Origin of the sequence: Allofournierella sp. CML151, from assembly GCF_027853465.1 — a bacterium.
In the GTDB taxonomy this organism is placed as follows: Bacteria; Bacillota; Clostridia; order Oscillospirales; family Ruminococcaceae; genus Allofournierella.
This window is the reverse complement of the sequence record NZ_JAPNNW010000011.1, coordinates 15,414-29,460: the sequence shown is the minus strand read 5'-3', so window position 1 is coordinate 29,460 and position 14,047 is coordinate 15,414. Positions and strand designations below refer to the sequence as shown.

At 50.0% G+C, this 14,047-nt stretch carries 11 protein-coding genes; 5 read left to right on the top strand and 6 right to left on the bottom strand.

Annotated features, from left to right (window positions below; genetic code table 11):
• Positions 1-9 precede the first annotated feature (9 nt).
• Together PH256_RS09255 and PH256_RS09250 are read right to left on the bottom strand one after the other, a co-directional pair.
• On the bottom strand, positions 10-1,464 hold the full coding sequence (locus PH256_RS09255; protein ID WP_270913909.1) for a DUF6138 family protein: 1,455 nt from the start codon (positions 1,462-1,464) through the stop codon (positions 10-12).
• Positions 1,465-1,634: 170 nt separating this feature from the next.
• On the bottom strand, positions 1,635-2,270 hold the full coding sequence (locus PH256_RS09250) for a TetR/AcrR family transcriptional regulator (protein WP_270913908.1): 636 nt from the start codon (positions 2,268-2,270) through the stop codon (positions 1,635-1,637).
• Positions 2,271-2,612: 342 nt separating this feature from the next.
• Here PH256_RS09250 and PH256_RS09245 point away from each other — a divergent pair, with 342 nt between their 5' ends.
• Both PH256_RS09245 and PH256_RS09240 read left to right on the top strand, forming a co-directional pair.
• Positions 2,613-4,352: a hypothetical protein gene (locus PH256_RS09245; protein WP_270913907.1), complete on the top strand. Its 1,740-nt coding sequence runs from the start codon at positions 2,613-2,615 to the stop codon at positions 4,350-4,352.
• 56 nt (positions 4,353-4,408) lie between these two features.
• Positions 4,409-4,546 (top strand): hypothetical protein, encoded by a 138-nt coding sequence (locus PH256_RS09240; RefSeq protein WP_270913906.1) that lies wholly within the window; start codon positions 4,409-4,411, stop codon positions 4,544-4,546.
• A 406-nt stretch (positions 4,547-4,952) separates the two neighbouring features.
• Here the strand turns inward: PH256_RS09240 and PH256_RS09235 are convergent, their stop codons facing one another.
• Positions 4,953-5,759, bottom strand: coding sequence for a hypothetical protein (locus PH256_RS09235; protein WP_270913905.1), 807 nt, complete (start codon positions 5,757-5,759; stop codon positions 4,953-4,955).
• A 1-nt stretch (position 5,760) separates the two neighbouring features.
• Positions 5,761-6,309 (bottom strand): AbrB/MazE/SpoVT family DNA-binding domain-containing protein, encoded by a 549-nt coding sequence (locus tag PH256_RS09230; RefSeq protein WP_270913904.1) that lies wholly within the window; start codon positions 6,307-6,309, stop codon positions 5,761-5,763.
• Between the two features lie 168 nt (positions 6,310-6,477).
• On the opposite strand from PH256_RS09230, the gene PH256_RS09225 reads away from it, so the two are divergent.
• Entirely contained in the window at positions 6,478-7,560 is a 1,083-nt protein-coding gene (locus PH256_RS09225; RefSeq protein WP_270913903.1) for a HipA protein, read from the top strand.
• A 393-nt stretch (positions 7,561-7,953) separates the two neighbouring features.
• Here PH256_RS09225 and PH256_RS09220 read toward each other — a convergent pair whose 3' ends face one another.
• Together PH256_RS09220 and PH256_RS09215 are read right to left on the bottom strand one after the other, a co-directional pair.
• Complete coding sequence (locus PH256_RS09220) at positions 7,954-9,276, bottom strand: 5-methylcytosine restriction system specificity protein McrC (RefSeq protein ID WP_270913902.1); 1,323 nt, start codon at positions 9,274-9,276, stop codon at positions 7,954-7,956.
• Positions 9,257-11,359: an AAA family ATPase gene (locus tag PH256_RS09215; protein WP_270913901.1), complete on the bottom strand. Its 2,103-nt coding sequence runs from the start codon at positions 11,357-11,359 to the stop codon at positions 9,257-9,259. Before PH256_RS09215 ends, PH256_RS09220 begins: the two co-directional genes overlap by 20 nt.
• Positions 11,360-11,879: 520 nt before the next feature.
• Between PH256_RS09215 and PH256_RS09210 the strand changes: the two genes are divergently transcribed.
• Together PH256_RS09210 and PH256_RS09205 are read left to right on the top strand one after the other, a co-directional pair.
• Positions 11,880-13,412, top strand: coding sequence for a type I restriction-modification system subunit M (locus tag PH256_RS09210; RefSeq protein WP_270913900.1), 1,533 nt, complete (start codon positions 11,880-11,882; stop codon positions 13,410-13,412).
• Entirely contained in the window at positions 13,409-14,032 is a 624-nt protein-coding gene (locus PH256_RS09205; RefSeq protein WP_270913899.1) for a hypothetical protein, read from the top strand. The genes PH256_RS09210 and PH256_RS09205 overlap by 4 nt, the downstream gene beginning before the upstream one ends.
• The last annotated feature ends 15 nt before the right edge of the window (positions 14,033-14,047 follow it).

Sequence of the window (14,047 nt, the reverse complement as noted above, 5' to 3'; positions counted from 1 at the left end):
CCAGTCACCTCATCCTTCCGTGTTCTCTGTTACCGGAATAAAAATCTGCCGGTAGCGCTCCTTCAGCTCCTTCGGAGCTGCTTCCACCACCTTCTGACCACCTTTGGCGCTGGCTTTGCCCCAGATCACATAGCAGACCGTCTCCCATGCGGATTGCAGCACTTCCTCCGGGCTGGCTTCTGTTTCCCGGGTGGGTTCCTCGTCCTCGTCATCATCCTCGTCGGAGGAAAAACCGCTTGGAACAATCTCGGACAGGTGGATTTTTGCCTCCAGCAGAGCGTCCAGACTTTCTGCATTTGCCATCCACGCGGCATAGTCCTTGGAATACTTCATGTTCTGCATGGACAGCACCCCACGGACAAATACAGGGACGGTATCGGCGGTAAATCCGAACTGTTTCACATACTCCCGGAGGAATTTTTCCTGTAAGTGGGAGTGCTCATCATCACAGAGATCGAGATAATCCCATACCAGCTGCCGCCACTCTTGCCCCAGCATTCCCAGGGCGAACACGGCAAAACTTCCGGGGAGTGCGCACTGCTCATCTCTGAGATTGGTGTACTGCTCATATTGCCGCATGGCAAGCCGGGCGTACCGTTCCATCAGGGGGTGGAGGCCAGGGTACTGCACGGCACAGGCAAAGAGCTGGTTTACTCCCTTTTTGGGCAGACCTGTGATGGGAAGATACCTCTTTTCCGGTCCTTTGAACTCCACCCCATAGCTGCGGGGAAAATCCTCCTGCTCCAGAAGCTCACACAGGTAGTTCAGCACTTCACGGCAGCATTCCTCCGTATTGTCCCTGGCAGTAATACGGATCGCAGCAAAGGCGTCGTTGGCCGATGCGGTGAAGTGCTCTGTTTTCCTCTTTTGCAGAGAGATCGGCAGCCTGCCGGTTCCATGTTCCCGGAGCTTTTTCACCATATCAGGACGGACTTTCTCCACCAATCCAAAGAGGTAATTGGCGTCCAGATACTGAAAGTCCAAGCCATACACTTTATAGCTCACCGCCACATAGCAGGCGAAACGCAGCAGCGACTCCGGGATCTGCTCTGCACGGATGCCTGGTTTCAGGGAGTATTCCCGATCCCAGAAGTGGTCATCTTCGTTGCCTGTCACGACAAAATACTTCTCCTGCAGCTCCCGTTTCAGCATATCAAGTAAATGGTGGTCAATTTCACCCCACCTGCTCTGGCGGCGCAGGTTTTCGCTGAAGGCGATGGCCTGTTCCGCATCGAGCGTTTCAGCCCGCTGCGCTTCGGTCCATTTTCTCACCAGAGCGTGCACCTCAAAGGGCGCGCCTTCGCTGCTGACCACTACCGGTGGCCAGAGGGAATCAAGCCGCGTGATTCTCCCGTCAATGGCATCCTGGATGCACTGATCAAAGAGCGGTTGCAGTTCCTCCTGTACCTCGGGCTTCATCCAGTAACAGCGCCCGTCCGCACTATTTCGTTTTGGTAAATTCATATCAGGCACCTCTTTCCGAACAATAAAAAATGCCCTGCGACACCCTGTCACTTGGACAGGCTGACGCAAGGCATAAAAAGGCCGCACAGACCCGAGACCTGTTTTCCAAGGCCCCGTGCTCAATGATATTCTGCTGTCTTTCGCGTCCGTTTGGACGTAGGAACCCACCGCTATACATCCGCTTTCACCTGCCGCGCATCCTCTTTTGCACGCTCCATCTCGTCCACCAGAGCCCTGACCTGGAATTCCACCATATCTTCCGCCACCTCCGGAAACAGGAAGGGCATGGTGTCCGGGATGGCCTTGTGCACCATCATCATGGCCAGAGCCAGATTACCGAACAGCCGTGAGTCAATACTGTCTGTGGGGAGGCCAAAGATGGAGAGCAGTTTCCCATAAAAACTGACCTGATCCTGTCGGAAGGCCTGAAAATTCTCCTCGGAAAGGCAACGGCGTACTTGCTGCTCCTCCTCAATGGACAAAACAGCGACTCCGCTTTTGGCACCGTAGCAGCAGTTTTTCAGGAAGGTCTCCACGCCCGCCCGCCAACTGAGCTCCGGGTCTTCCATCAGCTGACGGGCATAGTCCAACAGTCTGGGCTGCTGATATCGCAGGGCGTAGAGCACCAGTTCCTCCTTGGATGAGAAGAAACTGTAGAAGAAGGTCTTGGAGATCCCCACTTTTTTGCAGAGAACATCAATGCTGCTATGAATCAGCCCCCGGTCCGCGATACACTGGATCATGGTGACCATCAGGGCTTCCTTTACCTGCGCCCTCTCCTCATCGGAGTACGCCTTTCTTGCCACAAGCTGTCACCTTCTCATATAAAGTATAAAATCAAAAAATAGTCTTTATTTGTATTATAGCGAAACTCTATTGAAATGCAAGACTGTTCAAAAAAATAAGTCCCCCAGTGCACTGCACCGGGGGCATAGCAGGCTGCGTTCAAGTATGCCAAAAAGCAGCTATGTGACACCACTTCCCTCGACGCTGTCTCCATACTCCTTTTCCTGTGTTCACAGCGCGGCATCCTGCAAAGCGATGCTTTCGCCCCCCGGTGTTCTGTATTTTAAGTTTCAATTAAGTTTCAGGGAATATGATAATGCTGTTCTCAAGCGAACAATCCACAATGAGAAAGGAACCTCCCCATGAAAAAGCAGCTACTTGCAATGGTTACCGCCGGTGCACTTCTGCTTTCCGCAACCGCCTGCGGCAAAAGCGAAAGTGAACAAAGTGTCACGGTCAGCCTTGCAGAACAGACCTTTACCGGCACGGTCAACGCCATCAGTGCCGATGAAATTTCCTTGACCACAGAAGACTCCGGTACGGTGATCATTCCCCTTTCCCCTGACACCATATTTCAGCAAGGGCAGCCCGGCATAGGCGGTCAGGCTCCCGGTGGCTCTGCTCCCAACGGCGAAGCTCCGCCGGACGCACCGGACGGTGCAATGAGCAATGGCGAAACTCCTCCGGCTGCACCAGACGGCGCAGCCTCCGGCGAGGCGAACGCCCCTGATATCCCGGATGGTGCCGTTTCCGGAGGGGAAGAACCTCCCGCTATGCCGGAGAACGGAACAACTTCCGGGCAGACTCCTCCGGAAATGCCGGAAGGCTCGGCCCCCGCAGACATGGCGCAGCCCTCCCTGAGCTATGAGGATATTTCCCAGGGCGATACGGTAACCGTGGAAGTGGGCGATGATGGTATTGCCACATCGGTCACCCTCTCCGGCGGCGGGCCCGGCGGTGGCGGTATGGGCGGTGGTATGGGCGGCCAGTCCTCTGCACCGGACAGTTATGACGATGCCAGTGAATATACCGAGGATACAGAGGTTTCCAACAGCCAGCTGTCCTCCACCGGCACCGATGAAAATGCCGTTCTGCTTGCCACAGAGGGCGTGACCGCTCAGCTGAATAATGTGACCATTACCCGCCAGTCTGACGACAGCACCGGCGGCGACAGCTCCAGCTTTTACGGCGTGGGTGCTGTAGCTCTGGTGACAGACGGAACACTGGTCATCTCCGGCAGTACCATCACCACCGATGCCGCAGGCGGCGCAGGCGTCTTTTCCTATGGCGACGGTATCGCTTATGTATCCGACACCTCCATCACCACTGCGCAGAACACCTCCGGCGGTATCCATGTGGCCGGTGGCGGCACCCTCTACGCCTGGGATCTGAGCGTGGTGACCGAAGGCGAATCCGCCGCGGCCATTCGTTCCGACCGGGGCAGCGGCACCATGGTGGTGGATGGTGGCAGCTACACCTCCAACGGCACCGGCTCACCCGCTGTTTACAGCACAGCGGACATCACCATCCACAACGCCGCACTGTCCGCCACCGGCTCCGAAGCCATCTGTATTGAAGGACTCAATACCATCCGACTCTTTGACTGTGACCTCTCCGGAAACATGAGCGATCTGGAGCAAAATGACTGCACCTGGAACGTGATTCTCTACCAGAGCATGTCCGGCGACTCTGAGGTCGGCAACAGCACCTTTGAAATGGTGGGCGGCAGCCTTACCGCAGAAAACGGTGGTATGTTCTACACCACCAATACCGAATCCACCTCGTTCTCTCCGATGTGGACATCACCAACGCCGCCGACAGTGAAGTTCTGCTGCGCTGCACCGGAAACGCCAACGACCGCGGCTGGGGAACCACCGGGGCCAACGGCGCAGACTGTCACTTCACCGGCATCCAACAGACACTGGAGGGTGATATCATCTGGGATTCCATCAGCTGCTTGGACTTTTATCTCACGCAGGGCAGCACGCTCACCGGCGCTGTGCTTCAGGATGAAAGCTATGCCGGCAATGGCGGCGACGGATATGCCACCCTCTATATCGATTCCGACAGCACCTGGGCAGTCACCGGTGACAGCACTCTGACGAATCTTCAGTGCGCAGGAACCATTGTGGACACCGCCGGGAATTCTGTATCAGTCGTGGGAACGGATGGCACCGTCTATGTGACCGGTACCAGTGATTTCACCATTACGGTGGAAACCTATTCCGACAGCGCGGATCTTTCCGGCTCATCCACCGCAGAAACTTGGAGCGACTACGAAGTGTCACAGTTCTGATCCCCCAAGCAGCAGCGTTGTGAACAAAAGAATACCCTGCTTGCAAAAAACTCCCTCCCCTTTCATTCCGCAGGAATGGATCGGGAGGGAGTTTTCTGTTTTGCGCCCTGTTTCTTTTTCTTTTCTGTGCAGCTGCGTTATGGCTTCATCAACATATATCATCTTGCCTGACCGTATGAACCAAAACGCGGGCAGCATCAATCTTTTTTCAAGAGACAAATTTCAAATGACCGGTTACGAAATATCTCTGGGCAGAGCATAGCGTACGAATTGCAATTTCACCATCGATTCCCCCGCCACTGCCAACGATGAACCGAAAGCCGCCGAACGGGCTCTGAATAAGCAGGTGGCAGGCGAAGGCGCTGTACTGCTGAAACATGCCGACGGTTATCTGCCCACACCCTCTTCACAATTTTGCAGCCTGCCAGTGGATGCAGGTTTTTATCCTGTTGGCAATGTATGCCCGGTCCCTTTCGGCATAGAACTTTAGCGGCTCCTCCAGTGCAGCAGTTATTTCGGCAACCGTAAAAGTCCATTGCAATTGGGGACCGTAGAGGGATCTGGCCGCCCGGACCTGTCGTGTGAATGTTGTGTTCAGCGGCTGCGCCCGCAGCAGCTTCATGTGGGAACGAGGTTCAATATCCATGGGATAGTCGCGCACATTGGAAAGAAGTCCCGCACCAAAGTCAAAAATGGGACAGTAGTCGAACTTCTCTCCTCTGCGCAGAACAGCAATATTATTCAGATGGCGATCCTCGTTGCCAAACAGCATATCCACTTCAAACAACAACGTGAGATAGTTTCCAAACTGCTCCAATTCGGTGAGGCGTATCGTTTGTTCTACCATCCAGCGAACCTTCCCGGCGAGGTTAGGCTGTCGGGCTACAACACCTTGCCAGTCTGGTCCAACGCCTTTGCGAAATAAGTCAGCAAGGGTCAGGATGATTTCTCCGGGCATCAGAAAGTTGGAGCTGGAACAGCCATTCCGAATTCGTTGATGCACTTTCATCCGCTCCATACAGTAAGTCACATAGCGGAAGCCCAGTTCTTCTATGTTAGAGTGCTGCAACAATTGGGATGTTACGGTTTCTGCCAACCCTTCATATCCAAATAGGTCAAGTTTGTACCAACGGTCATTTTCCAGCCACTTTTCCTGATTTCCCTTGGAGGACGTTTCTGCAATGCGATTTCCGGTCACTAATCTGACTGCCATCTTACCCCTCCACAATCTTAATCCAGCAGGAATCTTCTGCCATGCGGCCGGCAGTCTTGCGGATGATCTCCATCGGATCGTATTTCTCTATCCCCAGCTGTGTCAGATAGTATTTCAATCCATCCCGCTGCCGCGGAATACAGCGAGATTCCAAAAAGGTCATAAGGTCCTCCCAATTGGGTGTCTGGTTGACCCCAAACGCGGTTGAAAGAATATCGTCCGTCTCATTTTCGATAACCAACCGCCGGGAGGTCCGATCCAGGCAGATTTTGGTGCAAAGAGTCTCCCCATCATAGTAGTGAAGAATCAATAGATCGTGCTTTTTTTCTCTCGTCTCATTGATAAAGGAATGATATTCTCCCGTGCCAGCTCTGCGGATGGTAATACATTCGCCGTCAAATTGCAGAATGACATCACGGCTATTCTCCATAACACCCAGTTGTTTGGCCCATACAGGGGGCAGCACTACACGATAGCTTTTTCCTTCTGGCCCAGCTGTCCCACCAGCCTTGTTGATGAGAATTTTTGCCCGCCGTTCTTCCAGCGTCATACCAGCATCACCTCTTCGAAAACATTATACTTATTGGACACCAACAAATCAATATTTTCCACACTTGTGAGAACAGGAAACGGGAGCTCCCCCTTTTGCAGATAAAGAAAGGCGGGATGCATAACAATGATTTTGTGGTATAATGAAAAGCAGAAGGGAGGGGCCGAGATGGACTGGATTTTGCTGAACAAAGACACTCCCTTTCTGGAATTCTCTACCCAAGAGGATGAATTTGGCGATGTGATGGCTTTAGAAAGGACCTGGTTTTCGTCTTTGCGCCCCATTGGCTATAAATCTCTTCTGAGCTTTTTGGAGGGGCGGCGCGCTCCCAAGCACCGAAAGCATATCGAGCAGCTTCTGGCGCAATATGGGTGCCGCACATTGGACGGTTTTCTGCAGGTCAGTCATACGCTTTCACTCAACGATACCTTTTGGGTAAAACCGGCAGATTCCCAGCTGTGCTGGCGAGATGTCTCCCTGTATCAGAACGACTTTGATGAGATCATTGCCGAAGCCGCGTTGAACGGCTCCTTCAGTGAACAGAGTCTTTCCTCCACCTCACCGGAATTTGTCACTGACGGATACTATGCCAAGTGCTGGAAGCGAGAATCGGATGGTATTTACCTCTATAAGGCTGGCAGCGCCACCTATGAGCTGGAGCCACTGTCGGAATATCTGGCTGCTCAGATTTCCAGCATCCTGTGCCCCGGTGCAGTTCCATATGATATGCAATTCCATCATGGAAGACTGGTGTCTACTTGTCCCCTGTTCACCAGTGAATCCATCGGTCTTGCTAAAACGGCTGCTATTACCCGTGAAGAGCGGTCTATCTCTGGCTTGCTGGAGTATTTCCGTTCCATCGGCAGCGAGGACGCCTTTCGCCGCATGATGATTCTGGACGCCATTATCCTGAATACGGACCGGCATCTGGGTAACTTCGGTGTTTTGTTTGATACGGATACGATGCAGGTAACAACTATGGCACCGGTATTTGATAACAACCGCAGCTTGCTGTTTGACCTGGATGCCTACCAGTTGGAGCATGCAGAACGTTATATTGCTCGGCTGACTCCACGGCTCGGATCTGATTTTATCGTCGTTGCGAGAGCCTTGATGACGGATAAGATCCGTAATGATCTGAAAAATCTGTATGGCTTCGCGTTCCGGGAGCATCCGCAAATCCCAGTGGCGGATAATCGGCTGGAGAAGCTGAGCAGTGTTGTGAATGGACAGATACAGCAGTTGATTTGATACATTGTAAAAGAGGAGCCTACGCAGTGCCAATCATGGCACTGCGTAGGCTCCTCTTTCGTTTATATAAGGTTCTTCATCTCACAAAAAATTCCATACCAATAAACTTGGTTTCTGGTTAATGCTGTAGCCTCTTGTGATACTGATTCTCCACGGCACCGTCTTTTATATAAGTCAAGCATCGACTCACACTCGGATGGATTCAACCAACGTTTCCCTTTAATCTTGCTGGAAGGTGTACATGCCTTGCTTCTGGATACATACAAATTTCCAGCTTCGACCCATACATAAAACCATACGCCGTTTCCTCTTGTTGGACAAGTGCAAACATCACGAGGATTTTTCTGAAATTCCAAAATGATTTTGTTCCACATCAGCATTTGCCCCTTTTGATTATACACATTCAGCCAACCTTGCTTGGAAAACCGTCTCTGCAATTCTGACCTTCTGGGTGAACTCTTCGTAAGTTCCATTGCACTCCGGAATGCCCAGTCCTAATTTTACAACGCACACATCATTTCTGGGCACTACATTCTTCTCGTAAGTGGAGCCTTTATTCACCTGCAGTCTGTGTTCTTGAGTATCATCCGTGCTGGGATAGAAGTAAAAACCGTTTTTTGCGTCAAAGCGCAGCATATAGGCCAAAACCTGCAGATAGTCCTTGTTTCCGATATTCTCGGCCGGTTTGTACTTCGCGTCACCGATCACGCGGTTCCGGCTGTCTTTGCTGATAAAATCCGGGTATATCAGTCCGATATTGCCCGCAAACAAACGCTGAGCTCCTTGCCCTGCGCGGTTCATCGGATGATAAAATATATCTCCAACAAGTAGATTAATATATTCTTCCCATAACCAGGCTCCGTCGAACAGAATCCCGTACACCTGTTTTGTTCCTGTACCGATTTGATGCTTTTGATGTTGCAAAATCAAAAGGCACAGGTGCTGAAGGTGACGATACTCCCGATAATATGCATGTCGAATCGGTGTTTTCTGGTTTGCTGCAATAACCTTTTGTTTATCGTGAACGCGATACCGATTAGTTGCATCCACGACCAGGGACACTTCTTCTTTCACTTTGGAAAGGAGGATTCGCCCATGAGGCTTTCTCTGGATAAACTCTATCGTATGGCGCACCAGCTCCGTCAGGTCGTTGTCATACGAATACTCCCGCTGACTGTAAGCGATAGTTTCGACAAACGGTGTATTCTGGGCAATATGACGTGGGATGTCCATACTCCCTGCAACATGGCTGTCATTGTACTGGTTGCGAATATAGGTTTTGAATAGCCCCTTGCGCAGAGCATCTTTCAGATATCGAGGAAACAGGAAGAGCATCAGGTTGAAAAGCATATTTTCCTGGTTCGCGTCAACGCTTAGGTCAACAACATTGGGGAAGTTCATTACGCGCTCCAGCAGATACTGGAAGAAATAGTCCTTCTCTCCGGAAGAAAATCTGGATTCAATCGCCAAACGCTCACTGCCACAGCCTAAAAAACCCATAATATTACCCGTACGATAACAATTATTGTAGCTTTGCAGAACGACTTGCTCTTCCTCAATATCCGGGGCATCATGGATTTTTTCAGGGAAAACAAAAATGCCCTCCTTTTCCAGTTCACTCAAGGTTTTATCAGCAATTTTATCCACAACACGCTGGATCGGAGCAAAATCGCTTTTGAGCATCAAGCGATTGTCCTTAACTCTGAGCAGTTTCATTTTCGACCTCTTGGTTGTCGCTGCTGTACCCATATGCCTGGGCAAACCGGTTCATAATAGCAGCCTCATCGTACATTCCCCGAATGTATTCCTGCAGCAGGGGGCACAAGTAATCCGTCCAGAGTTGGTCAAAGTTGAGTTCCTTCAGTTTCAAGAAATACGACCCACCAATCTGGTAATTCTCATTCAGTTCTTCCGTCTTAAGAATTTCCTGATTCAGTGCGGTCATCCTGCGGATTGCTTCGGATTCCAGTTCATCATCCAGCGCAGCAAGCATTTCCAGACGCTCGTCCGCTCTGATTTCGATGAATCGGAACCGGCGCCGCATCGCGAAATCAAAACTATCTACGGATTTGTCAATATCATTCATCGTGCCTATGATATAGACATTTTCAGGGATGTAAAATTTCTTACTGGGATCTGTGTGCAGATTGGCATACTGGGTGGACACCGCACCCGCCGGGCCTCTGTATCCAGGGTCGAGTGCGAAGAACAGCTCGCCGAATATTTTGGAGATCTCGCCACGATTGATTTCATCAATGATGAAAATATACTTCTTCAGTTTCTCCGGTGCAATCGCCTGCCGTGAAACAGGAGCTGGCTTCTTTTTGATGATTTCCTTGTACAATGCAAAGTCATAAGAGTATGCCTGTGTTGCGAACTTTTTACCGAAGAAAGCCGTGACATCTCTTACCTTCGTAAATGTTGTATCAGACTCCAGCATCTGACGAAGTTCGTCGGTGTTAAGACGTAGTTTATTTACCGTAGCATTGCCCGGAATCGCAACCTCAATATGCTCATCGTCGGCGCTTGTGACGGCAAACACATTCTTATTGACGGTTTCAAATGTATCTACGCCAAATTCTATAGAGGAGAAAAAGTCTGCAATGCTTTCCTGTGCAGATGTTTCTTTTTCGACTGTCTCCTGGGATTTTTGCGAATTCTCGTAATTCTTTCTGGCCCGCTCAACAAACCGTTTGAAAATGCCGTCCTTCAACTCAAACCCCATGGAACCATCCGCATTGATTTTAGGGCGCAGGCCTTCCACAAAATCTGAATAGTCGTAGCTGGGATGGAATTGCACAAACTCCACCTGCTCCTTTTGTTCATCCGTGAGCATAGAAAAATCGTCGAAATATCCATCGCTGATGATATCAGCGGCGATTTCTCTTGCAAGGTAAGTCTTACCGGTTCCCGGCGCACCACGGAAAATGATATTTCTGGACTCAATCAGCTTATCCGAATACGGATTGCGGTAACCATTGAAAACACATTCCTTCTCCGATTGCTGCGGAGAGAGAGTTTCTGTGCTGTTTTGCTCAGAGACTTTTTCCTCCTTATCCTGCTTCTCTCGATAGGTAAGTACAAATCGGTCACCGGGTTCACCAAACCGCTTCAGACATTCCTGAACAAATACAATGGTGGAGAAAATGTTCCAGGAATATATCACGAATTTGCGATCATTGTCATAACTGTAAGTAAGATACTCAATTGAATTGTGGTATTTTCGATATTCCTCTGCACTTGAAAAAATTCCTCGAATCACTCCACTATCCGGGCTATACTGACATACCGGAAAATTCTCCTTTTCTTCTACAGACAACGCCCGGATTTGCTTTTCGTAAATCTGGAAGGCCAGCTTTGGCATCGTCTGATTGGAGTTTCTTCGCTCACCTTTGGCGTAGTTTCGCTTGATTGTTTGCCCGTTCGCACCTTGAAAATACACGCCAAGTGGGACAAAGTTATCTCCCAATCCTAAGCTGTCTTTGTCAAAGCACTCGTCCGTTGATGTGACTTGTTCAGCTGTGATCGTCAGCTCATACTTTTCCTGGTTGCCGGTAATAGTAAATCCTTTATTTTTGAGATAGTTTTTCGCTTCTATCGCATTGTAACCAGAGGTATCAATGGCAACTTCGTTTGCAAGATGGTTTGCAACGGCAATGACATACTTGGGCGGATAGAATTTTCCGTTCTCGCCCAGCAGGAAATACCGCATACTCTGATTATGATAGGGAACCCCATTTTCATCTATAAATTCGAGTGCTCTTAGAATATCTTCCCGGCTCACTTTTGGAATCGCCATTGTTGTCTCCTCCTATGTGATTCTGTCTCAAGAATATTTTCAGCCTTCTCAAAAAGTTTGGATGCAATTACGTTTTAAGGTTCATCTTTTTGAGAATAGAAGGTGCAGAATTCATTCTCTTTGTCAACTTGATTAGCGGATAATCGTTCGCCCTTATTACACATTCGCTTCGGCCCATAAAAGGCTTCTTGCCTTCAAGAAAATTCCTCACAGAACTCTATAAATCCACCTCTGAAATATCTTTATTATACAATAAAATGCACATTTTCACTAGAAAAACGCGCTTATTCGTTTTAGTCGCATATACGCTTCACAAAAAAACGTTTTCAGCTTCCACCCAATGCGGGTATTCTACCTGCACCTCAGCCTGTTATAAAAAGTAAAAATTCATTTGTTAATCGAAGCGCGATATATTATAATTAAACTTATAAAACAATATGGATGGGCCACTTTTGCGGACATTGCCCATGGTTCATTCAGTGGGATTTTACTCCCGGCCAGGAAACGGAGGAACAAACGCATGATAACAGGCGTGATTAAAAATAAGGTTGACAAAATATGGACTGACATCTGGGCGGGCGGTATCACCAATCCCCTCACCGTCATTGAACAGCTGACCTATCTCATGTTCATCCGTTCTCTGGATGAGAAAGAGCTGGAAACCGAAGAGTTCGAGAATATGACCGGCGAGAAGATGGACAAGATTTTCCCCCAGTCCGCTGTGGGGCAGTCCATGCGGTGGAGCAAATTCAAGAACAACGACCCCCGGGAGATTTACGATGTGATTTCCCGGCGGGTATTTCCTGCAATCAAGAGCATGAAGCACGGCCGTCTGCCGGACTTCAACGAGCAGGGCGGGCTGGTGGAGGCCGGCGACGATTCCGCCAGCGACGTGCAGAACGAGACCGCCTTCGCCCGCTACATGAGCGACGCCATGTTTCTGATTCCCACGCCCCAGGTGCTGCAAAAAATCATCACCGGGCTGGATGATTTGTATGAGCATGACATTGCCGACCGGGATATGCAGGGCGATTTGTACGAGTATATGCTGGGCAAGCTGGCCACCGCCGGGCAGAACGGCCAGTTCCGCACCCCCAAGCACATCCGGGAGATGATGGTGGAGCTGTTGCAGCCCACGCCGGACGATACCATCTGCGATCCGGCCTGTGGCACGGCGGGCTTTCTGGTCTCGACCGCGGAATACATCCGCAAGCATTACGAGGACACCATGACCGCCGAGCAGTGGGAGCATTTTGCCGGAGACGCCTTCACCGGCTTTGACACCGACCGCACCATGCTGCGGATCTCTGCCATGAACCTGATGCTCCACTCCATCAGCCACCCGGAAATTGATTACAGCGACAGCGTTTCCAAGCAGAACCAGATCAGCGACCGGTTCACCATCTGCCTGGCGAATCCCCCCTTCAAGGGTACTGTGGACGCGGAGAGCATCCACGACAACCTGAAAGCCGTGACCAACACCAAAAAGACCGAGCTGCTGTTCCTAGCGCTGTTTTTGCGGATGCTGAAAAAGGGCGGGCGCTGTGCTTGTATCGTGCCGGACGGCGTTCTGTTCGGCTCTTCCAAGGCGCACAAGGCCATCCGCAAGGAGCTGGTGGAAAACCATCAGCTGCGGGCGGTGATTTCCATGCCCTCCGGCGTGTTCAAGCCCTATGCGGGCGTATCCACGGCGGTGCTGGTGTTCACAAAGACCGGCGCGGGCGGCACCGAAAACGTCTGGTTTTACGATATGAAGGCCGATGGTTTTTCTCTGGATGACAAGCGCAGCGAGGTTGCGGAGAACGATATTCCCGACATCATCGAGCGGTTCCACCATCTGGACAAGGAAACCGACCGCCAGCGCACCGAGCAGAGCTTCTTTGTGCCGAAGCAGGAAATTGCGGACAATGACTATGACCTGTCCATCAACAAATATAAAAAGGTAGAGTATGTGCCGGTGGAGTACCCCTCGACCACGGAACTGATGGCCGACCTGCACGAGCTGGAAATGGAAATCACTGCAGGGCTGGCGGAATTGGAGGGGATGCTGTGATGGCGACTTGGTGGAAAAAAGCTGACACTAATCCGTTGAATGAAGCCAATTTTCAAAAAATCATAAACTTCTATCTGTTTGAGTGTCCTTGCGAAATAGAACAAGGCTCTGAAAGCAAAGGGAATAAGCGCTATACTGCAGTTTCTAAACGAGGTACTACTTTCCGTCAAAAAGGATGGACTGGTGGAAATCTCAATACGCTGCTTTCTGCTATGAAAAAAACAGACAACGGACCTTTGAAATACCACGTTTTTTCGGTTGGAGAAGATATTTCTGCGAAAACAGATACTATAGAAAAGGAATGTTCCTTATCCGATCAACATTTTGAGATGGTCGTTATGGCCGAAAGGTCTGACATGAATAAAACCAGTTCCGTTTTCTATTATATAAGGAACGCTCTTGCTCACGGCTCTTTTTGTCAAGTTTTAAGTTCCAGACAAAAGATTTACTATTTTGAGAGCACACGGAAAGGCAAGATTTATGCACGTATCCGATTAAAAGAAACAACACTGCTAAAGTGGATAGACTATTTTAATAGTTCCCCACAGGAATTAAAAAACAGCAAAAAGAGCAACAAATCCAATATTAAAAATAAGAAGCGGACTAAAAAAGCAAAATAATTTTTCCGCATTTAG